Annotated in this window: 22 protein-coding genes; 8 read left to right on the top strand and 14 right to left on the bottom strand. The window is 70.1% G+C overall.

Features of this window, described 5'->3' with window-relative positions:
* Positions 1-56: 56 nt before the first annotated feature.
* The 3 genes from ACQVBX_RS13280 to ACQVBX_RS13270 all read right to left on the bottom strand — a co-directional run bounded on the left by ACQVBX_RS13280 (position 57) and on the right by ACQVBX_RS13270 (position 2,710).
* On the bottom strand, positions 57-932 hold the full coding sequence (locus tag ACQVBX_RS13280) for a lysozyme inhibitor LprI family protein (RefSeq protein WP_431634651.1): 876 nt from the start codon (positions 930-932) through the stop codon (positions 57-59).
* A 142-nt stretch (positions 933-1,074) separates the two neighbouring features.
* Complete coding sequence (locus ACQVBX_RS13275) at positions 1,075-1,821, bottom strand: pteridine reductase (protein WP_431634649.1); 747 nt, start codon at positions 1,819-1,821, stop codon at positions 1,075-1,077.
* Positions 1,822-1,903: 82 nt separating this feature from the next.
* A complete protein-coding gene (locus ACQVBX_RS13270) occupies positions 1,904-2,710 on the bottom strand; it encodes a hypothetical protein (protein ID WP_431634647.1) in 807 nt (268 codons plus the stop codon).
* A 164-nt stretch (positions 2,711-2,874) separates the two neighbouring features.
* Here ACQVBX_RS13270 and ACQVBX_RS13265 point away from each other — a divergent pair, with 164 nt between their 5' ends.
* The 3 genes from ACQVBX_RS13265 to ACQVBX_RS13255 all read left to right on the top strand — a co-directional run bounded on the left by ACQVBX_RS13265 (position 2,875) and on the right by ACQVBX_RS13255 (position 6,787).
* Positions 2,875-5,022: a TonB-dependent receptor gene (locus tag ACQVBX_RS13265; protein WP_431634644.1), complete on the top strand. Its 2,148-nt coding sequence runs from the start codon at positions 2,875-2,877 to the stop codon at positions 5,020-5,022.
* 167 nt (positions 5,023-5,189) lie between these two features.
* Positions 5,190-6,383: a class I SAM-dependent methyltransferase gene (locus ACQVBX_RS13260; RefSeq protein ID WP_431634642.1), complete on the top strand. Its 1,194-nt coding sequence runs from the start codon at positions 5,190-5,192 to the stop codon at positions 6,381-6,383.
* Positions 6,380-6,787, top strand: a complete 408-nt coding sequence (locus tag ACQVBX_RS13255) for a VanZ family protein (RefSeq protein WP_431634640.1) — start codon at positions 6,380-6,382, stop codon at positions 6,785-6,787. The genes ACQVBX_RS13260 and ACQVBX_RS13255 overlap by 4 nt, the downstream gene beginning before the upstream one ends.
* On the opposite strand, the gene ACQVBX_RS13250 is transcribed toward ACQVBX_RS13255, so the two are convergent.
* Together ACQVBX_RS13250 and ACQVBX_RS13245 are read right to left on the bottom strand one after the other, a co-directional pair.
* Positions 6,764-8,962 carry a sulfatase-like hydrolase/transferase gene (locus ACQVBX_RS13250; RefSeq protein WP_431634638.1) on the bottom strand — a complete coding sequence of 733 codons (2,199 nt, stop codon included), beginning with the start codon at positions 8,960-8,962 and terminating at the stop codon, positions 6,764-6,766. The genes ACQVBX_RS13255 and ACQVBX_RS13250 overlap by 24 nt on opposite strands.
* A 55-nt stretch (positions 8,963-9,017) precedes the next feature.
* Positions 9,018-10,247: a multifunctional CCA addition/repair protein gene (locus ACQVBX_RS13245; RefSeq protein WP_431634636.1), complete on the bottom strand. Its 1,230-nt coding sequence runs from the start codon at positions 10,245-10,247 to the stop codon at positions 9,018-9,020.
* A gap of 105 nt (positions 10,248-10,352) precedes the next feature.
* Here ACQVBX_RS13245 and ACQVBX_RS13240 point away from each other — a divergent pair, with 105 nt between their 5' ends.
* On the top strand, positions 10,353-12,035 hold the full coding sequence (locus ACQVBX_RS13240; RefSeq protein WP_431634634.1) for a trehalase family glycosidase: 1,683 nt from the start codon (positions 10,353-10,355) through the stop codon (positions 12,033-12,035).
* 22 nt (positions 12,036-12,057) lie between these two features.
* On the opposite strand, the gene ACQVBX_RS13235 is transcribed toward ACQVBX_RS13240, so the two are convergent.
* Positions 12,058-12,996: a complex I NDUFA9 subunit family protein gene (locus ACQVBX_RS13235; protein WP_431634631.1), complete on the bottom strand. Its 939-nt coding sequence runs from the start codon at positions 12,994-12,996 to the stop codon at positions 12,058-12,060.
* A 27-nt stretch (positions 12,997-13,023) separates the two neighbouring features.
* Positions 13,024-15,108, bottom strand: a complete 2,085-nt coding sequence (locus ACQVBX_RS13230) for a transglycosylase SLT domain-containing protein (protein WP_431634629.1) — start codon at positions 15,106-15,108, stop codon at positions 13,024-13,026.
* A 136-nt stretch (positions 15,109-15,244) separates the two neighbouring features.
* On the opposite strand from ACQVBX_RS13230, the gene ACQVBX_RS13225 reads away from it, so the two are divergent.
* Complete coding sequence (locus ACQVBX_RS13225) at positions 15,245-16,834, top strand: glycoside hydrolase family 17 (RefSeq protein WP_431634627.1); 1,590 nt, start codon at positions 15,245-15,247, stop codon at positions 16,832-16,834.
* Here ACQVBX_RS13225 and ACQVBX_RS13220 read toward each other — a convergent pair.
* The 5 genes from ACQVBX_RS13220 to ACQVBX_RS13200 form a co-directional block, all read right to left on the bottom strand.
* Positions 16,745-17,155, bottom strand: a complete 411-nt coding sequence (locus ACQVBX_RS13220; RefSeq protein WP_431634625.1) for a hypothetical protein — start codon at positions 17,153-17,155, stop codon at positions 16,745-16,747. The two genes, ACQVBX_RS13225 and ACQVBX_RS13220, sit on opposite strands and share 90 nt — an antisense overlap.
* The gene (locus ACQVBX_RS13215) at positions 17,152-17,964 is read right to left on the bottom strand and encodes an endonuclease/exonuclease/phosphatase family protein (protein ID WP_431634623.1); all 813 of its coding nucleotides are present in this window, start codon (positions 17,962-17,964) and stop codon (positions 17,152-17,154) included. Before ACQVBX_RS13215 ends, ACQVBX_RS13220 begins: the two co-directional genes overlap by 4 nt.
* Before the next feature lie 97 nt (positions 17,965-18,061).
* Positions 18,062-18,718, bottom strand: coding sequence for a thiol:disulfide interchange protein DsbA/DsbL (locus ACQVBX_RS13210; RefSeq protein WP_431634620.1), 657 nt, complete (start codon positions 18,716-18,718; stop codon positions 18,062-18,064).
* 72 nt (positions 18,719-18,790) lie between these two features.
* Positions 18,791-19,678 (bottom strand): thiol:disulfide interchange protein DsbA/DsbL, encoded by an 888-nt coding sequence (locus ACQVBX_RS13205; protein WP_431634618.1) that lies wholly within the window; start codon positions 19,676-19,678, stop codon positions 18,791-18,793.
* Positions 19,679-19,766: 88 nt separating this feature from the next.
* Complete coding sequence (locus ACQVBX_RS13200) at positions 19,767-20,558, bottom strand: c-type cytochrome (protein WP_431634616.1); 792 nt, start codon at positions 20,556-20,558, stop codon at positions 19,767-19,769.
* A 112-nt stretch (positions 20,559-20,670) separates the two neighbouring features.
* Between ACQVBX_RS13200 and yihA the strand changes: the two genes are divergently transcribed.
* Complete coding sequence (gene yihA / locus ACQVBX_RS13195) at positions 20,671-21,312, top strand: ribosome biogenesis GTP-binding protein YihA/YsxC (RefSeq protein WP_431634613.1); 642 nt, start codon at positions 20,671-20,673, stop codon at positions 21,310-21,312.
* 47 nt (positions 21,313-21,359) lie between these two features.
* On the opposite strand, the gene ACQVBX_RS13190 is transcribed toward yihA, so the two are convergent.
* On the bottom strand, positions 21,360-21,854 hold the full coding sequence (locus tag ACQVBX_RS13190; protein ID WP_431634611.1) for a GAF domain-containing protein: 495 nt from the start codon (positions 21,852-21,854) through the stop codon (positions 21,360-21,362).
* 82 nt (positions 21,855-21,936) lie between these two features.
* Between ACQVBX_RS13190 and ACQVBX_RS13185 the strand changes: the two genes are divergently transcribed.
* Positions 21,937-22,425: a hypothetical protein gene (locus ACQVBX_RS13185; protein WP_431634609.1), complete on the top strand. Its 489-nt coding sequence runs from the start codon at positions 21,937-21,939 to the stop codon at positions 22,423-22,425.
* On the top strand, positions 22,422-23,771 hold the full coding sequence (locus ACQVBX_RS13180; RefSeq protein WP_431634607.1) for a GAF domain-containing protein: 1,350 nt from the start codon (positions 22,422-22,424) through the stop codon (positions 23,769-23,771). Before ACQVBX_RS13185 ends, ACQVBX_RS13180 begins: the two co-directional genes overlap by 4 nt.
* Here ACQVBX_RS13180 and ACQVBX_RS13175 read toward each other — a convergent pair whose 3' ends face one another.
* Positions 23,772-24,488, bottom strand: coding sequence for a hemerythrin domain-containing protein (locus tag ACQVBX_RS13175; protein ID WP_431634605.1), 717 nt, complete (start codon positions 24,486-24,488; stop codon positions 23,772-23,774).
* Between the last annotated feature and the right edge of the window lie 46 nt (positions 24,489-24,534).

The raw sequence follows: 24,534 nt of genomic DNA, 5'->3' as shown, positions 1-24,534 counted from the left end.
GGCGGCGATCACACCAGTCACGATGGTGCCCACCGCCGCAGCGCCGAGGCCAACGATCATCGATGGAGCGGTTGAGCGCCTTCTGCGGATGCCCGGCCGCCGGTGGCTGAAGGCGGATAGGAGGGCGCGGTAAGGCAGCGCGAGAGCCAATCTGGATCCTCGTCGCCGGTATCCAGATCCGGATCCACCTCCAACCGCGGTCCGTCGCCATAGCCGGACTGGAACTGCTCTGTCGTCGGGCGGGTGTTCCACGCCTGGAGCCGATCGGCATCGTCGTCGGGGCAGCTTTTGTCGCTGCCACCGAAATCACAGGTGGCCACTGGTTTGAGATGGCCGTTCTCCACGCGGCCTACGGCACGCGTTGTCACGGCGGTATAGCTGGCGAAATCCTCGCTCTGCGAGCAAACCCGGTCGCCTTGCTGGTAGGCGTGGCTGCCGAAGCAGCTGTAGGACATCTTGCGATGATCGTACGGGTCGGGGATGAATTCGCAGGACGCCAGGTATCCGGCAAAGGGGCCGCCGGAGTAGGCGCTGGCCGCAGCCCGTTGCCGCTGCGCGATCGCCACGAACTCCGGCTGATTTCCCTTGCGCGCCTGCAGGTCGCGGGTGCGCTGACGCGTCACCGCAAGCAGGACGCTGCGCTGCGTTCGCCGGTCGAAGCCATCGGCCTGATCCAGTTCCCCCAGATTGCTCTCGCGTGCCGCCAGCCAGCGGCGCTGGCTGGCGACCAGGCTGCTGCGGATGGATGGATCGTCGATCGCATGCAGCAGCTTGAAGTAGGCGTCCGCCATGGCCCGGTCGGTGGCAGCGAGCTTCTCGTCGCTGCAGAGCGTCTTCTCAAGCGGGGTGCTGGCCCGGGCACATTGCATGGCCGCGGCGGGCGTGGCGGTCATCCACAGGCAAAAAATCGCCGTCGAAACGCGTTCCTTCATGGTGTCGCTCCTTGAGTTGTCCCGGCACGGCAGTTGTGCCGAGGCAACAAACCTATCCGCTCGGGCGGCAAGAGGCGAGCGGGTCATCCGTGGTGATGGGCACGCGCCGGCCGCAAGGAGTCGTGGTACTCCGGTCCGGGCACTACACCGAGAGCGTACGGCCGCCGTCGATGCGGATCACCTGGCCGGTGACGAACGGGGCGTCGCGCAGCAGCCACAGCACGGCGCTGGCGACGTCCTCCGGAGCGCCGGCGCGCTTGAGCGGCGTGCGTTCGAGCATCGCCTGCTTGTCGTCGTAGGGCTTGCCTTCGCTGGGCCACATCACCGCGCCGGGCGCTACCGCGTTGACCCGCACCTGCGGGCCCAGATCCAGCGCCAGCGCGCGGGTCATTGCCAGCAGCGCCGCCTTGGCCATGCAGTAGATCGGGTGGTTGGCCAGCGGCCGTTCGGCGTAGATGTCGACCAGGTTGACGATCGTCCCGCCGGCCCGGCGCAGCGCCGGGGTGGCTGCCTGGGCGAGGAAGAACGGCGCCTGCGCGTTGGAGGCGAACAGCTCGTTCCATTGCGCGGGTGTGGCGCTGCCGACCGGAGTGGGGTAGAACGCCGAGGCGTTGTTGACCAGCGCATCGAGTCGGCCGAAGCGGGCCAGCACGCTGCCGACCAGCCCCGGCAAGGCATCGAGCTCGGCCAGCTCGGCGTGCACAAGGGTCGTGCTGTCGGCGCGCTGCTGCTCCAGCTCGTCGGCGAGGCTCTGCGCCGCGTCGGCCGAATGGCGGTAGTGCAGGGCGAGGTCGTAACCGGCGCCGTGCAGGGTGCGGGCGATCACCGCCCCCACGCGACGGCCGGCACCGGTGATCAGGGCGACGGGACGCGGATGCGACGGGCTCATGGGCGGTTCCGTGGGCGAATGGACGCTCCAGCTTGCCGCAACATCGGTGACAGGTCATCGGGGTGCGGCAGCGGCGCCGCTCTCAATCCGACGACGGCGGCGCCTTGCGCTTGCGCGTGGCCTTGCGCTCGCCGGCCGCATCGGCCGCCTTGGCCACGCCGCGGACGGTCTTGGCCACCGCCTTGTCGATCGCAGCACCGGCGGCCTTGCGCGCGGCCCGGACCGGATTTCTGGCCGGCGCGGCCGGTGGCGCGCCCGCTTCGTCTACGACTTCGCCGCTGAAGAGCTCGATGGCCGTGGCGGCGACCTGCCCGGTGTCGTAGTACGCATACGCGCCCACGCCCAGCGCACCGACCACCGGCAGCCAGCGCGCCAGCCCCTTGCCGGCGGCACGCTGGCCGATCTTCACGCCGACCTGCTTGGCGATGCGCTCCACCACCGCATAGGACACGCGCCGGAACAGCAGGCGGTCGCCCATCCGCACCACCAGGTCGCGAAACGCCTGCGCCGCCGTATGCCGGAACAGGCACCACAGCATCTGTTCGCGTCCCAGCGTGGCCTGCTTGCCGTAGGCGGCGGCGATGTCGCTGACCATCTGCGCCTGGATGCGCCAGATCGCGATCAGCTCCGGCAACACGGTGAGCCAGCCCAGCGGGCCCGGCGGCAGCGCCAGCGATCCGGCGGTCAGCGCCGCGCGCTGCGCCGCCCGTTGCCCGAGCTGACGCGCCTCGGCGTGCGGGTCGGTGCTGCTGCCCACCTTGCTCGCCGGGATCTGGCTGACGAAATCGAGGATCGCCTGGGTGACCCGGCTGTGATCGACCGGTGCGATCACGGCCGGCACCTGGGTGCTGCCGGGCGCCGTGGAGGACGTCTTGCGCGAGGAAGCCATGGGCGCGGACCTGTGCGACGGAGGGCACCCGAGTCTAGAACCCGGCCGTGAAAGCCGGCTCAAGGAGGCGCTGGTGTGACTTCTGGCCTACGACGCTCGGGGATTCGCTCTAGTAATGTTATAACATATCAATCACGCCACCTTTCCCCGCACCGGATCCCCCGATGAAGCCCAACCTGCTCGCCGCCAGCCTCGTACTGGCCCTCGCCGCAACGCCGACGCTCGCCGCCACCGCCGCCGATGCCCCCGCCCCGGCGGAGGCCGACACCGCCCAGCACGCCAGGCCGGTCAAGGATCTGGGCGCGGTCTCGGTGTCCGCGGCGCTCGACCAGGCGCGCAACGCGTTGTCGCCCGACACGGGCTCGAGCCAGTACGTGATCGATAAGAAGGCCATCGCGCAGCTGCCGCTGGGCGACGCCACGCCGGTAAACCAGGTGCTGCTGCAAGCGCCTGGCGTGGTGCAGGATTCCTACGGCGGCCTGCACGTGCGCGGCGACCACGCCAACCTGCAGTACCGCATCAACGGCGTGATCATCCCCGAGTCGATCTCCGGCTTCGGCCAGACGCTGGACACGCGCACCATCAACACCGTCAAGCTGCTCGACGGCGCGCTGCCGGCGCAGTACGGCCTGCGCACGGCGGCCGTGGTGGACATCACCACCCGCAGCGGCCACGAGCTCGGCAACGGCGGCAGCGTGGGCGTCACCGGCGGCTCGTTTGGCACGCTGAATCCGAACGCCTCGATCTGGGGCAGCACCGATCGCTGGAGCTGGTTCCTCACCGCCAATTACCTGGAGAACGACGTCGGCGTGGAGAACCCCACCGCCAGCCGCAAGCCGATCCACGACCACACCAACCAGGTCAAGGCATTCGGCGACATCTCCTACCTGATCAACAACGACACGCGCCTGAGCTTCCTGTTCGGCGCGGCGAACAGCCGCTTCCAGATTCCCAACAATCCCGGCCAGCCGCCGAGCTTCGGTTATCTCGACACGGTGGACTTCAACTCGGCCCTGCTCGACGAGCGCCAGCGCGAGACCACCCGCTTCGGCGTGCTGTCACTGCAGGGCAAGGCCGGATCGACCGATTACCAGGTGTCGCTGGGCCAGCGCTATTCCAGCCTGAACTTCCTGCCGGACCCCATCGGCGACCTGATGTTCAACGGCGTCGCCTCGACCATCGATCGCAGCAACCGCGCCAGCACGCTGCAGGCCGACTTCGCCACGCCGCTGGGCGATCGCCACACCCTGCGCTACGGCGTGTACGGCAGCTTCGAGCGCGCGCCCAGCAGCAACAACGCGTACGTGTTTCCGGCCGATGCCGACGGCAACCAGACCAGCACCACGCCGATCGCCATCCTCGACGGCAATCGCCTGACCGCGAAAACTTGGTCGGCCTACGTGCAGGACGAATGGAGCATCGGTGACAAGCTCACCGTGAACTACGGTCTGCGCGGCGACCAGTACAAGGCCTTCCGCACCGAGAGCCAGCTCAGCCCGCGCCTGGGCGCGGTGTACCAGGCCACCGACTCCACCGTGCTGCATGCCGGCTACTCGCGCTACTTCACGCCGCCGGCGACCGAGGCGATCACCACCTCCAACATCGCCAAGTTCGACGGCACCACCAACGCGCTGCCGGACAACGGCAACAACACGCCGCTGGCCGAGCGCAGCGACTACTTCGACGTGGGTGTGTCGCAGAACGTGGGGCCGAACCTCACGCTGGGCGTGGACGCCTACTACCGCAAGGTGCAGCGCCTGCAGGACGAGGGCCAGTTCGGCGCCGCGCTGGTGTATTCCACCTTCAACTACGCCCGTGGCCGCATCAAGGGCGTGGAGTTCACCGCCAACTATGCCAACGGCCCGCTCAGCGCGTACTTCAACCTCTCGGCCAGCCGCGCGATCGGCAACCGGGTGATCACCAGCCAGTACAACTTCGCGGCGGACGACCTGGCCTACGTGGCCGACCACTGGATCTTCCTCGACCACGACCAGGCGTACTCCTCCTCCGGCGGCATCAGCTATGCGCTCGACGAGGGCACCCGGGTGGGCGCCGACTACCTGTTCGGCAGCGGCCTGCGCAAGGACGGCAGCGTGCCGAACGGCGCCTCGCTGCCGGCGTACTTCCAGCTCAACCTCAGCCTGTCGCACGACTTCGAGTTCGACACCACCGGCACGTTGCACACGCAGCTGGCGCTGATCAACGCGCTCGACCGCACGTACCAGATCCGCGACGGCAGCGGCATCGGCGTGGGCGCGCCGCAATTTGGTCCGCGCCGCGGTGTGTACCTCACTGTGCAGAAGGATTTCTGATCCCCCCGGCTTGCCGCGTCACGACGACTGGCTCCTCCCCCCGGCCGTCGTGACGTGGGCAAGCACCTCTATCGCCCTTGGCGTGTCGCCATCCGGTCAGCTAAGGCGCACGGCGCCGCCCGCCCGAGCCGCTATCCTTGCGCGCGTTCTCCCCGAGCGACGAGCGCATGCACAACCGACTTCCCGAACCGTCCGCCGACGAACGCGCGCACTCCGAGCGCCTGCTCGCCCAGCTGCGCGAGCACATCGCCGCGCATGGGCCGATGCCGTTCGCGCAATACATGGAGCGCTGCCTGTACACACCCGGGCTGGGCTACTACAGCGCGGGCGCCACCAAGTTTGGCGCGGCCGGCGACTTCATCACCGCGCCGGAACTGGGCGAGCTGTTCGCGCGCTGCGTGGTGCAAGCGGTGCAGGGCACCCTCGCCCAGCTGGGTGACGCGGCCGAGTTCCTCGAGCTCGGCGCCGGCAGCGGCGCCTTCGCCGAAGCCGCCTTGCGCGCCATGCACGAAGCCGGCACGCTGCCGCGCCGCTACGCCATCCTCGAATCCAGTGCGGATCTGCGCGAGCGTCAGCGCGAACGTCTGGTCGCCGCGCTTCCACCGGATGTCGCCGCGCGCGTGCACTGGCTCGACCGGCCGCCGACGGATCAGTGGCGCGGGGTGCTGTTCGCCAACGAGGTGATCGACGCGCTGCCCGCCACCCGCTTCGCGATCCACGATGGCGCGGTGTGGGAAGAGTGCGTGGGCCTGGGCGACGACGGCCGCCTGGCGCGCGAGGATCGCCCGGCCGACACCGCCCTGGTCCACGCCGTGCGCCAGCTCGAACGCGAACTGGGTGTACCGTTCGACGACGGTTACCGCTCCGAGCTGTTGCCGCAGCTGGCCGCGTGGCTGCAGGCGATCGCCGGCACGCTGGAGGCCGGGCTGATGCTGTTCGTCGACTACGGCTACACCCGCCGCGAGTTCTATCTGCCCGAACGCCGCGACGGCACGCTGATGGCGCACTACCGCCACCGCAGCCACGCCGATCCGCTGTACCTGCCCGGCCTCAATGACCTCACCGCCTCGGTGGATTTCAGTGCGCTGGCCGAGGCCGGCGTGCGCGCTGGCTTCCGGCTCGCCAGCTACCTGCCGCAGTCGGCGTTCCTGATCGGTGCCGGCCTGCCGCAGGCGTTCGAGGCGGCCTACGCGAACGCGCCGGATGAAGCGGCGCGCTACCGCCTCGCCCAGCAGGTAAAGCGGCTCACCCTGCCCGAGCAGATGGGCGAGCGCTTCCAGGCGATGCTGTTCGCCCGCGGCCTGGACCCGCTGCCGCTGCCGGCCGACCTTATCGACGGCGACCACGCCGCGCGTCTGTGATCGCCACTTCCAGCCGCCTGCAGTTCCATCGCACCTGGGTGGCGCTGGGCGTGCTGGTGATGGCGTGGACGCTGTGGATGGCGCTGCGCCCGGACCCGGACATCACGCTGGCGGTGCCGGACGGCGACAAGCTGCTGCACGCGTTCGCCTTCACCTGCCTGATGGGCTGGTGGGGCAACGTCTACGCCGATCGCCGCCGCCGCATCGGCGCGGCGCTGGTCTGCCTGGTGTTCGGCGTATTCATCGAGTTTGCGCAGTGGCTCGATCCACCGCGCGACGCCGATCCGTTCGATGTGCTCGCCGACGCGGTCGGCATTGCCCAGGCGGGGTTGCTGCTGCGCACGCCGCTCGCCCGTGTGCTGGCGAGCGGCGAGGCGTGGTTACGGCGTCGGCGCGGCGGCTGAGCTGGCCGGCGCGGGTGCCGCGCTGCTGCTCGCCGCTGCCGGCGCGGACTCGGCGGGGCTCACCGGCGTGGAGTCTTCCGGCCGGCGCGCCAGCTCGCCGTGCTTGAACAGGTTCGCGGCCACCTGGTAGTAGGCGATCGCATCGTTCACCAGCGCGTTGTTCACCGGCGAGGCGGGCTTGGCGTCGCCCGTGTCGAAGTCGGGAATCAGCTGCTCCATCTTGCGGCCCGGCTCCAGCGCGGTGAGCACGTTGTGGCGCAGGTAGCCGAGCTTCTCGTAGGTGGCCGGGAACGCGCGCTCGCGCCCGGGTTCGAGCTGGAACACGTCGTAGCCGAAGAAGCGGCTGCGATAGCTGAAGTGGAGCAGGCCGAGCAGGGTCGGCGGGATGTCGATCTGCGCGGTGAGGCGCTCGACCTTGCGCGGTGCGATGTGCGCCGGCGCATAGATCCACAGCGGGATGTGGTAGCGGTTGATCGGGATGCTCGACTTGCCCGCGCTGGCCGCATCGTGGTCGGCGGTGATCACGAACACGGTGTCGTTGAAGTACGGCTTGTCCTTGGCGCGCTTGAGGAAGTCGCCGATCGACCAGTCGGTGTACGCCACCGCGCCGGCACGCGAGCCCTGCGGGAACTTCACCCGGCCTTCGGGGAAGGTGTACGGGCGGTGGTTGGAGGTGGTCATGATGTGCAGGAAGAACGGCTTGCCCTGCGCATGCACCTGGTCCATCTGCGCCAGCGCCATGGTGAACAGATCTTCGTCGGACACGCCCCACACGTTTTCGTGATGGATGGTCGCGCCCTTGGGGAAATCCTTGCGGTCCACCGCCAGGTAGCCGTTGTGGCTGAAGAAGTAGTTCATGTTGTCGAAGTAGCCGTAGCCACCGTAGACAAACTCCGACACGTAGCCGCGATCGTTGAAGATGTCCGCTAGCGAGAACAGGTTCTCGTTGTTCTTCATCTTGATCACCGAGTCGCCCGGCGTCGGCGGCACCGACAGCGACAGCGCCTCGAGCCCGCGGACGGTGCGCGTGCCGTTGGCGTAGACGTTCTCGAAGAACAGGCTGTTGTTGGACAGCGCATCCAGCTGCGGGGTGAGGCCTTCCTTGTTGCCGAACACGCCCAGGTAGTCGGCCGAGAGGCTTTCCACGCTGATCAGCACCACGTTGAGGTGCTGCTCCGGGCCGGCATGGCGGATGGCGCGGGTGAGATCGTGCGGGTTGTCGCTGAGGTAGGTCGCCTCGGGCGTCTTCAACAGCTCGCGCACGCGGGTGTAGGCCTCGGTTTCCGGCAGGGTGCGGTAGAACTTCGCGTAGTCGAGGTGGCTGGAGCGGAACGCGGCGAAGAACTGGAAGATGCCGTTGCCGGCCAGCTCGTTGACGTAGTTGTTGGACGTGCGGTCCTTCATATCGGCGGTGATGCCGGCGGTCACCGCCACGCTCAGCACCAGCCACACCGCGGCCAGCGCGCTGCGCTGGGCGAAGCGGGTGCCGGCATCGCGCTGGTGCACGCGCCGGCGCGTGGCCCACAGCACGATCACCGCCACCGCCGCCAGCAGCGCCAGCCAGGTACCGATCGGATACGACTCGCGGATGTTGCCGATCACCTCGGTGGTGTAGACGAGGTAGTCCACCGCGATGAAATTGAAGCGCACGCCGAACTCCTGCCAGAACACCAGCTCCGAGGCCGCCACGAACAACAGTCCGAACAGCAGCGCCAGGCACAGCCCGTACAGGTAGCCGCGACCGCTGCGGCGGTTGTACGCCAGCGCGGGCAGCGGCAGCAGGTAGATCACCACGATCGCCAGCGGCCACACCTCGTGCAGGCTGGCCTTCCAGATCAGGTGCAGCACGCCCCAGCACAGCGCGAAGCCGGCCAGCAGCGCGCCGATCCATGCCAGCCAGCGGCCGGGCGCGCGTACCAGCGGCCGGTCGGTGGGCACGATCCACAGGAACAGCACCAGCGGCCAGGCCACGTAGACGAAGGTGAGCAGATCCGAGATCGCGCCGACGCCGAACGCGTACAGGTAGTTGAGCGGGTTGGGCGACACGCCGCTGCCGGTCATCACCAGCAGGGCGATGCGGGTGACTACGCCGATCAGCAGATAGGCACCGGCCAGCCAGCCGAGGGGGCGCAACCGCTGGCGCAGCGGCGAGGGCGAACGGAAGCTCAGGGACACGGGCAACTCCGGCAGATCAGGGGGCGGCGGCCGAAGGCGGCGCCGCGGGAAAGGGCTAGATGCTAGCGAGTTTCACGTTAGCAATGGCTTTGACGCGGGCCGCCTCCATCGCGGCGCCGACCGCCGGACCCTTGAGCCCGTCGGCGATGAACGGTGCGGCCTGCACCGCCGCGGCCGCCGCGCAGGCGCGGCGCAGGTAATCCGCCGGCGGATAGTCGTCCTCGGCGTGGCCGAGCCGGCCACGCTTGTCGGCCCAGCAGGCGGCCAGGAACGTCTCCAGCCGCGCCGGCCGGCGCAGCGCGTCCAGCGCGCTCAGCAGCTTCATCACGGTGGCCGGCTTGAGCTCCAGCGCGCGGTGCGCGTTGAGGTGCTCGCGGCACACCAGTTCGGCCAGCGCCGCGTGCTCGGTGGGCACCTTCAGCCGCGCCGACAGCGCGCGCACGCGCGGCACGCCGGCATGCTCGTGACCAATGTGGCGCGGCAGCGCGTCGGCCGGCGTCAGCGCCTTGCCGAGGTCGTGGCACAGCGCGCAGTAGCCCACCAGCTCGTCGCCCGGCGCGATCGTGGCGGCGGCGTCGAGCACCAGCTCCATGTGCGTGCCGGTGTCGATTTCCGGATGGAACTCGGCGCGCTGCGGCACGCCGTACAGCGCGTCGATCTCGGGAAACAGCACCGCCAGCGCGCCGCTCTCGCGCAGCACGCGCAGGAACGCCGAGGGCTGCGCCTCGCTCAGCGCCTTGCGCGTTTCGGCCCACACGCGTTCGGGCACCAGGTGATCCACCTCGCCGTCCGCCACCATCTGCCGCATCAGCGCCATCGTCTCCGGCGCCACGGTGAAGCCCAGCGGTGCGAAGCGCGCGGCGAAACGCGCCACGCGCAGCAGGCGGACGGGATCCTCGACGAACGCCGGCGACACGTGGCGCAGCACGCGCGCCTCGAGATCGCGCACGCCGCCGTAGGGGTCGACCAGCGCGCCGGCCTCGTCCTGCGCGATGGCGTTGATGGTGAGGTCGCGGCGGGCCAGATCCTCCTCCAGCGTCACCTCCGGCTCGGCGTGGAAGGCAAAGCCGTGGTAGCCGCGCCCGGTCTTGCGCTCGGTGCGCGCCAGCGCGTATTCCTCGCCGGTCTGCGGATGCAGGAACACCGGGAAATCCTTGCCCACCGGACGATAGCCCAGCGCCAGCAGCTCGTCCGGACGCGCGCCGACCACCACGTGATCGCGGTCGACCACGGGGCGGCCGAGCAGGTGATCGCGGACGGCGCCGCCGACGAGGTAACAGTGCATCGGGCCATTCTGCCATGCGCGCCTTTCACGTCTCTGCCACAGCGGGCCCGGCGCGGCGGGGTTATGCTCGCGTGGGTCCGTCGCCACCATTGAAGGTTCCCCGCGATGATCCGTCTGCTCCGTTCCGTTCTCGCCTTCGCCCTGTTCGCTTCCGCGTCGGCCGGCTCGCTGGCCGGCACCCAGGCGGCCGATCCGGCGCGCACCCGCGCGTACATCGACCACGCCTGGACCACGCTCACCCGCGCCACCGACGACTGCGCCTCGCTGGTCGATCCCAAGGTGGCCACCGAGCCGGTGCTGTATCTGCCGGCCGACGTGCCGATGCCCGCCGCGCTCGCCGCCACCCAGCAGCGCTGCAAGGTGGACGTGCGTCGCCTGCCGCAGCCGGTCACCGCGCTGGGCCAGATCGACGCGCGCACACTGCCGGCGCAGGGCCTGCTCTACCTGCCGCATCCCTACGTGGTGCCCGGCGGCATGTTCAACGAGATGTACGGCTGGGACAGCTACTTCATCGTGCTCGGTCTGGTGGCCGATCACCGCGAAGATCTGGCGCGCGGCATGGTGGAGAACTTCCTGTACGAGATCGACCACTACGGCGGCGTGCTCAACGCCAACCGCACCTACTACTTCAGCCGCTCGCAGCCGCCGTTCCTCACCGCGATGATGCGGGCGGTGCTGGATGACCGCGCCAGTTTTCCTGATGCCGATGCCGCCGCCGCATGGCTGCGCAAGGCCTATCCGCAGGCCGTGAAGGACCACGCGATCTGGACCAGCGCCGCGCACCGCGCCGGCGACACCGGCCTGGCCCGCTACATGGACCTGGGCGCCGGCCCGGTGCTGGAGATGCGCGACGCCGGTTATCTCAAGGGTGTGATCCGCTATCTGCGCAAGCACCCGGAGCAGAACCGCGACTACCTGGTGAAGTCCGCCGAGCACCCCGATCCGGCCGAAACGGCCCGGCTGAAGAAGATCAGCTGCGACCTGGCAGCCTCACGCGTGTGCGCCGATGCCTGGGCCGATGGCTACCGGCTCAGCGCCGACTACTACGCGGGCGACCGCGCCATGCGCGAGTCCGGCTTCGACACCAACTTCCACTTCGGTCCGTACGGCGCCGCCACCCATCATTACGCGGCGGTGGGCCTCAACAGCCTGCTGTACCGCTACGAGCGCGACCTGCACGATTTCGCGCTGCGGCTGGGCAAGCCGGACGAGGCGGCGCACTGGGCGAAGCTGGCCGCGGCGCGCAAGGCCGCCATCAACAAATACCTGTGGCGCGCCGACCGCGGCCTGTTCATGGACTACGACACCACCACCGGCAAGCCGTCCGCCGAGCCGTACCTCACCACCTTCTATCCGTTGTGGGCTGGCCTCGCCACGCCGGCGCAGGGCAAGGCGGTGCGCGACCACCTGGCGCTGTTCGAGCGCAAGGGCGGCCTGGCGATGAGTGGCGACGCCAGCGGCGCGCAGTGGGACGAACCATTCGGCTGGGCGCCGACCAACTGGCTGGCGGTGAAGGGACTGGACGACTACGGCTTCCACGACGACGCGCGTCGCCTTGCCGGCAAGTTCACCGGCACGGTGGACCGCAGCCTCGCTGCCGATGGCACCATCCGCGAGAAATACAACATGGTCAGCGGCAATGCGGACGTCAAGATCACCGCCGGCTATACCGACAACGTGATCGGCTTCGGCTGGACCAACGGTGTGTACCTCAAGCTCCGCGAGCTGCTCGCGAAGCCTGCCGCAGCGGGGACAAAAAAAGACGCCGCGGAGGCCGCGGCGCATTGATCCAATGGCCTGGGCGGCTCGATCAGCGGCGCAGCGTGCGCGCGTGATCGAGCCGGCGCTGGCGCGGCAGGCCGTGGATCAGCCGCTCCAGCCATGGCGTGAATGGCTGCGGCACGATGCCCAGCGCGGCGTAGCCGTCGACCTTGCCCACCGAGTCGGTGCGCAGTGAGCGGAAGTTGTCCAGCGAGAACGGCTTGCCCGGCAGCAGCTCGGCGAACTGCGCCTGCAGCCGGCCCAGCGCATCGGGCAGCGGCAGGATGCGCGTGCGCAGGCCGGCGGCGTCGCGGATCGCCGCGACGATCTCGCCCAGAGTCAGCACCTGCGGCCCGTACAGCTCGAAGCTGCGGTTGAGCGAGCGCTTGTCGTCGGTCACGCAGCGGGCGATGGCTTCCACCACGTCGCCAACGTAGGTGGGTGCGAGCCTGGACTGCGTGCGCGCCAGCGGTAGCACCGGCGTCAGCTTGAGGATCCTGGCGAATCGCCCGACCAGGCCGTCGCCGTCGCCGAAGATCACGCTGGGCTGGTACAGCGTCCAGCGCAGGCCGGACTGGCGCACCAGCCCCTCGGCCTCGCCGCGCGTCTTGAGGTACTGGCTGAGGCCCTGGCCGGCCTTGAGCGAGCTCATCTGGTGCAGGCGCGGCACGCCGGCCGCCTTGCACGCCTCGATCACCTGCCGGGTCAGCTCCACATGCACGCGCTGGAATGTCTCGTGTCCAGCGTTGTTGAGGATGCCGATCAGGTTGATCACCGCGTCGGCGCCTTCGAACGCCGCACGCAGCTGCGTCGGATCGTGCACATCCACACTCTTCAGCCGCACGCCAGGGATCACCCCGATCGCGCGGTGCTTCTCGCGGTTGCGGGTGAGCACGGTGAGCTGGTGGCCGTCGCGAGCGAGTCGGTTGAGCAGATGGCCGCCGACGAAGCCAGTGCCACCAAGGATGACGAGACGCAGGGGAATCATGGTGATCGATCTCGCGCGGTTTGGAATCTAAGGGGCGGAGGCCGCCGCGGCCGGAATGGTGCCCGGCTCGGCAGGCGCCGTCTGCGCGGCCCCGTCATCGGCCGGACAACGCACCGCCTTGCGCACCGTGCCCGCGGCGGGTGGAACGTACATGGTGCCGATCGGCGTCAGCCGCTTGTCCAGCGGCACGGCGCTGCCGGACAGGCGCCAGTCGTAGATCACGCTGAAGGCCATCACCCGCGCCACGTATTCGCGCGTCTCCTTGTATGGGATGGCGGCGGTGAACACGTCCGGCGGCAGCGTGCCGCGCGCGGCCAGCCATTGGTCCACCTTGATCGGGCCGGCGTTGTAGGCCGCGCTGGCCAGCCATGGCGCGCCGTTGTAGCGCTGCGCCATCTGCGCCAGGTAGCGCGTGCCCAGCTGCACGTTCACTACCGGGTCGTACAGCGTGTCTCCGCCGCCCCACGGCAGGCCGTAGCTGCGCGCGACCTGCGCGCCGGTGCCCGGCAGCAACTGCATCAGGCCGCGTGCATCGGCGCCGGAATGTGCGTCGCTCATCCAGGCGCTCTCGGCGCGGGCGATCGCATAGGCCCAGGCCGGGTCGATGCCGGCCTGCTGCGCCTGCGGCACCACGCCGTCTTGGCTGGCCAGCGGGAAGCGCTGCTCGTACAGGCGCAGCGCGTCGCCACTGGAGAAGGTGAACACGGCGCGGTCGTACCAGCCGCGCTGGTAGGCGAGCAGGGCGGCCTCGCGCCGGGTCGCTTCGTCGCTGCCGCGCAGGGCGCGCACCCATTCGCGTCGTGCCTCACGCGGCAGGTCCACCGCGTACAGCTCAAACGCCCGCTGCATGCCCAGGTCGGCCAGCAGCGAGCGGGCGCGCGCGTCGTCCGGCGCCAGCGTCCACGGGCACAGCGCGTAAGGCGCGTCGGCGCGGTCGGCGGCGAGAAAGCCGAAGAAGGTCGGTTCGCTCGCCAGCGCGGTGTACTGTTGCTGCGCCTGCGCCGGCTTGCCCAGTTCGGCCAGCGCCCGCGCGCGGAAGTAGCGCCACTCGCCGTCGCGCTGCTGCTCGGTGCTGAGCGCATCGATCGCGCTCAGCACGGCGCGCCAGTTCTGCTCGGCCAGCGCCACGCGCACCCGCCACTCGCGCGTGGCGTCGGTCTGCGCCGCGGCCGGCAGTTCGGCCAGCCGCTGCAGCGCGTGGTCGTCGAAATCGGTGGCGTGGAACAGCGCTAGCGCGTTGAGCACGTCGTTGCGCTGCTCCTCGCTGAAGTGGAAGCGCTTGCGCAAGGTGAGCCACGCCTGGTCGGCGGCGCTGGATTGCCGCCGCGCCAGCCGCTGCAGTGCGATCGCCGCGGCCTGCCGATGATGCGGCGTATCCGGCCAGTGCTCGGCCTGCGCCGTGGCTTCGGCCGGATCGCGCAGGGCCAGCGCGAGGCGTTGCGCCGCCTCCGCGTCGCGCACCGGCAGCCAGGCGGCGAGCGCGGCGACGGTGCCGCCAGCGCCGGCCGCGACAGCGCGGTCGATACGCGCCCACAACCGCGTCGGCGTCAGCAGGCCTGCATCATGCGCAGCGCTCTGCACCGGATCGCAGGCGCTTGGCAACGAGGGCTTCTGCCACAGCGCGGCGAGGTCGCGGTCGAAGTTCAGCGGCTGGCCTTGCGCCATGCGTGCCTGCAGCGCATCGCAGGTGAGCGCGTCGCCGAGGCCGTCCTGGTAGAGCGCGAGGAAGCCGGTCCAGTCCTGTCGCCGCGCCAGCTCGCCGAGGAACGCGCGGCGCAGGGCGTCGGCGGGAAGCAGGCCGGGATGGGCAGCCAGATACCCCTGCACGCGCGCCAGGTCGAGCGTGGCCAGGTCATGCCGCAGCGCGGCCGCTTCGAGGTAGGGGTAGAGCACGTAGTCGTGCAATCCCTGCGCCTGCGCGCGCCAGGCGTCGCCGCCCTGCTGCTGCGCGGTGGCGTAGGCCTGCTTGAACGCCGCGCGCTGCGCGTCGGTCGCGGCGGCGGTGGCAGCCGACATCGGCCGCACCAGCGACAGCGCGACGATCGCCATGCCGACGAGACAGCGCGCAATCGGGGATGAAAGACGGCGGGGGGAGGGGCGGAAAACGGGCATCGTGCCTCCTGGCTTGCTTGAGCGGCCAGTGTAGCGGATGGCCCTTGAACGGCCGGCCCGCCAGCGTGCCGTCGCAGTGCGACGAGGGCCCGCGGCGCGCTGATAGACTGACGCGCTCGCCATTCCCGGGAACCCCATGACGCCTGCGTCCACGCCCACCACGCGATCGCCTTGGCCGGTGTGGCTGGGACTGTTGCTCGCCGCGTTCGCAGGGCTGTCCTGGTGGTGGGCGGCGGGGCGACCGGTCGACCTGCCCGACGCGCCTTCGGTGCGCATCGCCTGCGTGTCCTACGCGCCGTACCGCCACGAAGGACAGACGCCGTACGATCCGGCCACCTTCATCTCGCCGCCGCAGATCGACGCCGATCTCAAGGCGCTGTCGCGCCGCTTCGACTGCGTGCGCACCTATTCGCAGGGGCAGGGGCTGGATGCCGTGCCGGCGATCGCCGGACGCTACGGCATGAAGGTGTTGATGGGCGTGTGGATCGGTCGTGACGCGGCCGCGAACGCGCGCGAGATCGCGCTGGCCGCGGCCACCGCGCGGGCGCATCCACAGGTGCTGCGCGGCGTGGTCGTGGGCAACGAGGTGTTGCTGCGTGGCGAGCAGTCGCCCGCGGCGCTGGCCGGCTACCTGCGCCAGGCGCGCGCGGTGCTGCCGCCGACGGTGCCGATCACCTATGCCGACGTGTGGGAGTTCTGGCTGCGTCACCCGGAACTGGCCGGGTCGGTCGACTACGTCACCGTGCACGTGCTGCCGTACTGGGAGGACGATCCGGTGCCGCCCGGGCGTGCCGTGCAGCACGTGGCCGATGTCTATGCGCGGGTGCGCGCGGCGTTTCCTGGCAAGCCGGTGATGATCGGCGAGACCGGCTGGCCCAGCGCGGGACGCCCGCGCCAGGGCGCCACCGCGAGCGTGGTGAACGAGGCGCGCTACCTGCGCGAATTCCTGCGCTACGCCGCCACCGTGCAAATGCCGTACAACGTGATCGAGGCCTTCGACCAGGGTTGGAAGCGCGCGCAGGAGGGCACGGTGGGTGGCTACTGGGGCATCTTCGATGCGCAGGCGCAGCCGAAATTTCCCATGCAGGGGCCGGTGACCGAAGTGCCGCGCTGGTGGCTGGGCTGGCTGGCCGCGGCGCTGGGCAGCGGGTTGTTCGTGCTGCTCGGGCGACCGCGCGGCGCCCGTGCCGCCGCCGCACTGGGGTTGGCCGGCATCGCCAGCGGTGCGGCGCTGGCATGGCAGGTGCGGCAGATGCTGTACGCCTGCGGCCCGTGGTGGGAATGGCTGCTCAGCGGTGCCGCCTGTGCGGCCGCGCTGGTCACCGCGCTGGTGCTCTCGCGGGCGCTGGCGGCGGCGATGCAGCGCGTCGACGTGGCGCCGCCGTCGCGCTCGTGGCGCTTTGCCTGGCTGTTCGCGCTGGCCTATTACGGCTTGCTGCTGGTGTTCGACGGACGCTATCGCGATTTCCCGCTGGGCCTGTTCGCGTTGCCCGCTGTGGGCTATGCGCTGGTGGCGCTGGCCGGGATCGGCGTGGCCGGGGCACGGCGACGCGAGGATGTGCTTCTCGCGGTGGCGATCATCCTGCTCGCCGCGCTGGTGCTGATACAGGAGCGGGGCATCAACCCGGTGGCGTGGCTATGGCTGGGGCTGAGCGTGCTGCTCGGCGCGGCCGTGCTGCTCCCGCCGCGTCGCGTCGCGCACCAGCAGCACGGCACCGGCCAGTAGCGCCAGCGCACCGGACTGGTAGCAGTACAGCTCCAGCGCGAACGCGCCGAGCGCCGCGGCCAGCCAAGCCGTCCACAGCCGCTGGCGCAGCCAGGCGAGTGCGGTGGCGGCGAGCGCGAGATAGCCGAAGCTGTTGTTGAGGAAGCCCTCGACCACCCGCGTGCGCAACGCGCACCAGGCAGGCGGGTCGATCGCCGCGGCACAGCGCTCGGCCAGGGCCGGCGGCTCTACCAGCTGGTAGCGCAGCCAAGCCGCCAGCGCGCCGGCGAGCAGCACGCCGGCCCACGCCAGCACCAATGCGCCACGGCGCCGCTCGCTCATCGACGGTGCACCTTGTGCAGGCGCGGCGCCACGTGCGCCGGCATGCGGATCTCGGCGGCCAGCGGCAGATGGTCGGAGAACGCCTGCGGCAGCGTCCACACCTTGTCCAGCTGGATATCGGCCGAAGTGAGGATGTGGTCCAGCGCGCGCCGCGGCTTCCAGCTGGGGAAGGTGGGCGTGGGCTGGTCCGGCGGTTGCAGCCGGCATTTGGCGAACAGGTGGCGCATCTCGCTGCTGTGCGCCTCGGTGTTGAGGTCGCCCATCAGCACGGCATGCGGAAAATCCGCCAGCACCTCGCCGATGAAGGCCAGCTGCTTGGCGCGCGCCGGTGCGCTGAGCGAAAGGTGGGCGATCATCACCGCTAGCGCGTCGTCGCCCTCGCCGAAACGCGCCAGCATCGCGCCGCGACCGGGGATGCGGCTGGGCAGCGGGTAATCGAGCACGCTGTGCGGCTCCAGGCGGCTGATCAGGCCGTTGGCCGAGTGCGCCAGCCGCGCCATCGGCCGGTTCGGCTGGTGGCTCCAGAACGGCATGCCCGCGGTTTCGGCGAGGTAGCGCGTCTGGTTGAGAAAGCCCGAGCGCAGGCTGCCGGCATCGGCTTCCTGCAGGCCGACCACGTCGAACTGCGGCAGCAGTTCGGCGAGGCGGTCGAGGTTGTCCATCTTGCTGCGCCCGGGCAGCACGCCGTGCAGGCTGCGCGTGACGTACTCGTGGTAACGCTGCACGCTGCCGCCGGCCAGGATGTTGCAGCTGAGCAGCCGCAGGCGGCGCTCGGGAACGTTGGCAGGGGCGGGGGCGGCGCGGCTCATGGGCTCAGGCGGCGAAGGAGCTGAAACGGGAGCGCCCAGCATGCCGCGCGGCGCGTGAACGCCGCGACAGCCGCACTGGCCGCTGCCTTGGCCGGCCTTACTTGCCGGCCAGCTCGCGCTTGGCCAGCCACTGGGTCATCGCGGAGAGCTGGTCGAACGTGTGCACTTCGCCGCTGCGGTACTTGCCGTCCACCACGATCGTCGGCGTGCCGGTGACGCCCCACTTCTGGATCAGCGCCAGGTCGCTCTTCATCTGCGCGGTGACCGCGTCCGACGTGGCGATGCGCATGAACTCGGCGCGATCCACGCCCTGGCGGGCGTAGAAATCGGCCAGCTCGTCGAGCGTGTTGAGCGGATAGTTCTGCTCGAACTTCTCCTTGAACAGCTCCAGGTGCGTGCGGTCGACCACACCGAGCTTCTTCGCCGCGTAGTAGGCGCGGGCGAACGGCAGCCACTCGGCGCTGAACGGCGCCGGCACCAGCTTGAACACCACGCCCTTGGGCAGCGCGGCGCGCAGCTTCTCGGCGATGGGCGCGAAATGTGCACAGTGGATGCAGCCGTAGGAGAACACCTCGACCACTTCCACCTTGCCCTCGGCGCTGTAGCGCTGGGCCGGGCCGGGCAGGGTGACGTAATCGGTGCCCTCGGTGTACGGCGCGGTCGCATCGTTGCCGGTACCGGCGGTGCATGCGGTGGCAAGCAGGAGCCCGCCGAGCAGGGCGAACAGGCGCAGGCGGGAGAGGTGCTTCAGCATGGATCGACTCCGGAGCGGATGAGGGCGAAAAGGCAAGACCGCGGCGGGCGGCAAAGGTGCCGCCGGCGACGTTTACTTGCCGGCGGCTTCCTTGGCCGCAAGGTACTTGGCGAGCTCCACCATCTGCGCATAACCGCCGGCTGCGCGCAGGTCGATGCGGTATTTGCCGTCGATCACGATGGTCGGCGTGCCTTCCACGCCATAGGCCTTCACCAGCTGGTCGGCGCGCTTGACCTGGGTGTTGATGCTGAAGGAGTTGGCGACCGCCACGAACTCCTTCGGATCGGCGCCGAACTTGGCGTAGACCTTGGCCGCATCCTCGAGCTTGGGCAGGTCGGACATCGGCTTCAGGCCCTGGCCGTCGGCGCGCTCGGAGCTCAGCTCCTTGCTCTTCCACACCGCGTCATACATCGCGTCGTTGGCCTTCTCGGCCACGCCCAGCGCCTGCGCGGTGAGGTAGGCACGCTGGAACATCGGGAAGTTTTCCTGCGGCATGAACGACACCGGCAGGTAGGCCATCACCGCATACGACGGCAGGGTCTTCGCCAACTGGTCGACCATCGGGTGGAAAGCGTTACACGAGGGGCAGGCGTAGGAGAACACCTCGGCCACCTCAACCTTGTCGGTGTTGGACACCTTCGGCTGCGCCGGCTCGATGCGGAAGTAGTTCTTGCCCTCGACCCATTTCGGATCCTCGACGAAGGCGGGCACATCGGCGGGCGCCGCTGCCGCAGCCGTGGTGATCGCGGTCGCCGGCGTGGCGGCCGTCGATGCCGGTGCCGCGCTGGTGGTCGCCGCAGCGGCCGTGCTGGCGGCGGCCGGTGCGGCGGCCGGAGCCTGCGCGGGCGCGCTCGCGGTGGACGAGGGAGCGGAAGCGGTCGGCGCCGGGCTGTTGCTGTCGTGGCTGCACGCGGTGAGGGCGAGCAGGGCGAAACACAGGATCGGCAGGCGCTTCAGCATGGGGATGTCCTTGGGGTGTCGACAGCGGGAGTTACGAACGCACAGGGTAAAACGACAACGCCGACCCGGAGGTCGGCGTGTGGGTCGATCAGGGCGCCGCGGTAGCGGTGTCGCCGCTGTCGGCCGAGTGCAGGCCCTCGATGTAGCTGGCCAGCGCGGTGATGTCCTTGGCATCGAGCTTCTTGGCGATCGCCGGCATGATCTGCGCGTGGGCGTCGTCGCCCCACACGGTGCCATCGTGCCAGGACTTCAGCGTGGCCTCGATGTACTGCGCGTGCTGGCCGGCGAGCTGCGGGTAGATCGCGCCCGGATTGCCGCGGCCGTCGGTGAGGTGACAGGCCATGCAGGCCGGAATGCCGCGCTCCACGTCGCCCTCGCGGTAGAGCTTCTGGCCGTGCTCGACCAGCGCCTCGTCGGCGACGCCCGGACGCGACACCTTGGTGGCGAAGTAGGCGCCGATGTCGTGCATGTCCTGCTCGGACAGCGGGGAGGCCATGCCGAGCATGATCGGGTTCTGCCGCTTGGCGGCCTTGAAGTTGGTCAGCTGGCGGGCGATGTACGCCTCGTGCTGGCCGGCGAGCTTCGGATACTGCGGATCGGCCGAGTTGCCGTCGATGCCGTGGCAGGCACCGCACACGGCCGCCTTGCCCTGGCCGGCGGTGGCATCACCGGGCTTGACCGCCGCAGTCGCCGCAGTCGCCGCTTCGGCGGGCGCTGCTGCCGCAGGCGCCGCTGCGCTGCCGGCCGCTGCCGGCGCCGCGCTGGAAGCAGCGGCGGGCTTGGCGTCCTGGGCCATCACCGCGCCGGCGGACAGCGCGAAGGTGAGGGCGACAGCCGCCCCAAGCACAGCGTGCCGAAAATCGGCGGGCCGAAAACTCATACACTTGTCTCCTGAAAGACTGCAGATACTGCCGTGAAGCCGCCGCGCGGCTTGCCTTGGGCAGAAACCGCAGAATTATCGCCGTGCCACCCTGACCGGTCAAACCATTCCCATGTCTTCCAATCCGCTCCAGGGCGCGCAGTTCGTGCTCGCTGCCCATCGCATCAGCCAGCTGCCCGCCGACCAGGGAGCGGAGGTGGCGTTCGCCGGCCGCTCCAACGCCGGCAAGTCCAGTGCGCTGAACGCGCTCACCGGCCATCGTGGTCTGGCGCGCACTTCCAAGACGCCGGGTCGCACCCAGCAGATGGTGGCGTTTTCGCTGCCGCCGTTGCCGCCGGTGGAGGGCGAGGCGCCGTTCGATGCGCGCCTGATCGACCTGCCCGGCTACGGCTACGCCAAGGTGCCGGAAGATCTGCGCGCACACTGGAAGACCGAGATCGACGCCTATCTGCACCAGCGCCGCAGCCTGCGCGGCGTGGTGCTGATCGCGGACATCCGTCATCCGCTGAAGGAGTTCGACCGGATGATGCTGGACTTCTGCTTCGCCACCGCGCTGCCCTGCCACCTGCTGCTGACCAAGGCCGACAAACTCTCGCGCAGCCAGGCGATGCAGACGGTGGCGGCGATGCGCCGGCAGTTCGTCAACGAGGGGCGCCAGGCCACCGTGCAGGGGTTTTCTTCCAGCGCGCCGACCGGCGTCGACGAGGCGCGCGCACGCGTGCTCGAACTGCTGCGGCAGCCGCGCGCGGGCTGATTCGCAAGAATCCTTGCGACACTATGCCGCTGCGCGGTCGCGGGTGATCAGGCGGCCTCGACTGCCCGCATGAACACGGCGCACAGCGCCTCCATGCCGGCGCGGTCCTCGTCGTCGAAGCGACCGGCGAGCGGGCTGTCCACGTCCCATACTCCGAGCAGCGAGCCGTCGGCCTTCACCAGCGGCACCACGATCTCCGAGTTGGATGCGGCATCGCAGGCGATGTGCCCCTCGAACGCGTGCACGTCCATTACCAGCTGGGTCTGGCGCGTCTGCGCGGCCGTGCCGCACACGCCGCGGCCCAGCGCGATGCGGATGCACGCCGGCTTGCCCTGGAACGGGCCGACCACCAGCTCGCTGCCGTCGTAGAAATAGAAGCCGGCCCAGTTGAGGTCCGGCAGGCTGTGGAACAGCAGGGCGCTGAAATTGGCGGCATTGGCGATCAGGTCGCGCTCGCCGGCCAGCAGGCCCTGCGCCAGTTCGGCGATTTCGGCGTAGAGCTCGCGCTTGCCGGCATGCGGGTTGGAAGCGACGTGGAACATGGGTGGTCCCGGAGGGCGAAGCGCCTATTATGCGCCGGGAACCCCGCTGCCCGCCGTGCCCCATCGCTGGACGAGGATTGCCGTGCCCGCTGCCACCCGCATCGATGACGAGCTCGCCGGTTTGCTGCAGGGCGCGGTGTCGATCATCGCCGCCACCCGCAACGCCGAGCATCGCCCGGCGCTGGTGCGCGCGCAGGGCTGCCGGGTCGATCCCGGCGGTGCACGCCTGGCGGTGCTGGTGGTGGCCTGCCAGGCGGACGAGCTGCTCGAGGACATCCGCGACAACCGCCGCGTGGCGGTGGTGTTCACCCGGCCGAGCACGCATCGCTCGGTGCAGATCAAGGGCGAGGACGCGCAGGTCGTGCCGATCGCCGGCGACGATCTCGCGCTGGCCGCCGCCTACCGCGACGCGATGGTCGCCGAGCTGGCCCTGATCGGCGTGCCCGAGGCGCGCGTGCGCGCCCTGCTGGCGGCGGTGGGCGAACTGGTGGCGATCACTTTCTCGCCGTCGTCGGCGTTCGTGCAGACGCCCGGACCGGACGCCGGCCGGGCGCTGGAGATGGCCCCGTGACGCCGGGGCTGGACGCGATCCGCGACTGCCTGGACGGCAGCCTGCCGGGCGTGATGGCCACCTGCGCGCCGGACGGCACGCCCAACGTCGCCTACCTCTCGCAGGTGGAATACATCGACCCGCGCCACCTCGCGCTGTCGTTCCAGTTCTTCAACAAGACCCGGCAGAACATCCTGGCCAACCCGCAGGCGCGACTGCTGCTGATGCACCCGCAGAGCTCGGCGATGTACCGCCTCACCCTGCGCTACCTGCGCACCGAATCGGCCGGGCCGCTGTTCGAGCGCATGCGCGCCAAGCTCGCCGGCATCGCCTCGCACACCGGCATGAGCGGGGTGTTCCAGCTCAAGGGTTCGGACGTCTACCGGGTCGATGCGATCGAGGCGGTGCCGGGGCTGCCGACGCCGGCGCCGCTGCCGCGGCGCAACCTGCTGGAGGCGACGCGGGCGGTGGCGCTGCGGCTGGCCGACGCGGTGGATCTCGATGCGGCGCTGGAGGCGCTGCTCGCCGGCCTGCGGCAGGATTTCGACATCCACCATGCGATGGTGCTGCTGCTCGACGGCAGCGGGCAGAAGCTGTTCACCGTGGCCAGTTGCGGCTACGGCGAATCGGGCGTCGGTTCGGAGATCGCCATGGGAGACGGGGTGATCGGCGTGGCCGCGCGCGAGCGCACGCCGATTCGCATCGCCCACATGACCGGCGAGTACGCCTACGGCCGCGCCGTGCGCGAAGCGGCCGCGGCCGGCGGCCTGGCCGACCGGCTGGAGACCGCGATCCCGCTGCCCGGGCTGCCCGAGTCGCGCAGCCAGCTGGCGGTGCCGATCGTCGGCGCAGGCCGGCTGGCCGGTGTGCTGTACGTGGAAAGCCCGCGCGACCTGCGATTTGGCTATGACGACGAGGATGCGCTGGTCACGCTCGGCGCCCAGCTCGGCCTGGCGCTTTGCGCGCTGCGCGCGGACGCGACCGGCGAGCCATCGCCGGCCGAGCTGGTGGCGCCGCCGCCGCAAGGCGCGCCGGTGCTGATCCGTCACCATCCGGCCACCGGCAGCGTGTTCATCGGGGATGACTACCTGATCAAGGGCGTGGCCGGCGCGATTCTGTGGACGCTGCTGCGCGACCACGCCGAGCACGGCCGCACCGTGTTCGCCAACCGCGAGCTGCGGCTGGACCCGCGCATCCGCCTGCCCGAGCTCAGCGACAACCTGGAAGCGCGGCTGATCCTGCTCACCCGGCGGCTGGCCGAGCGCGAGGCGTGCATCCGCATCGAGAAGGCCGGTCGCGGGCGCCTGCGCCTGTGCGTGCTGCGGCCGCTGGAGCTGGTCGAGATGCCGAACGAACGGGCGGGCTGATCAGGCCGCCACGGCCGCCGGCTGCAGGGCGCTTTCGAGTTTCTGCCGGTCGCGCTGGCCGAGCAGGCTGCGCGCCAGCGCGAGCGCGCCTTCGAACGCGGGGGCTGGCGCATGGGCGCGCATGCCCTCGAGCAGACGCAGCCGTTCGCTGTGGTCGAGCGCGCCGAGCATCAGTCGCAGCCCCTGCGCGCGCTCCGCGGGCGACAGCGCGGCATGCAGCTGCGCTTCGATGCCGAACAGCTCGGCATCGCTGTAGTGCGCCCACAGCACGGCGTTGTGTTCGCTCTCCTCGTAATCCATGTGTTCGAAGTTGATGCCGACGAAGACCGCGAGCTGCCGATACAGCCGGGTCGCCGCGGCGCTGCGGGCGGCGCCGCCGGGTGCCAGCACCAGCGCATCGGCCAGCGCGTCGAGCGCATCGATGTCGGCCTCGTGATGAACGTGCTCGCTGGCCACCTGCATGCTCGATCCCGGCGCGCGCGCCTCGAGCGCCGGGTGCACGAAGCGGTCCTCATGCGCCAGGTGGTGACGGCACAGGTCGAGCAGTTCGCGCAGCTGGCCGAGCCCGGCCTCCACGTCGGCGTCGTCATTCGCATCCAGGCGGCCGATGCGCACCAGGGTGTCGGCCATGAAGGCTCGCATCGCCTTATGGATGAAGGCGTACATGTTGTAGCGGGGCGTGGCGGCGGGGACGGCCGCGTGATCGGTCGAGTGCATGCTTGCGTATTCCTGCGGGAGGTGGGGTGGCAGGCATGTTAGAAAG

Origin of the sequence: Dyella thailandensis, assembly GCF_050749815.1 — a bacterium.
Taxonomy (GTDB): domain Bacteria; phylum Pseudomonadota; class Gammaproteobacteria; order Xanthomonadales; family Rhodanobacteraceae; genus Dyella_A.
Note: the sequence above shows the minus strand (reverse complement) of the source record. Positions and strands in the feature narration are given on the sequence as shown.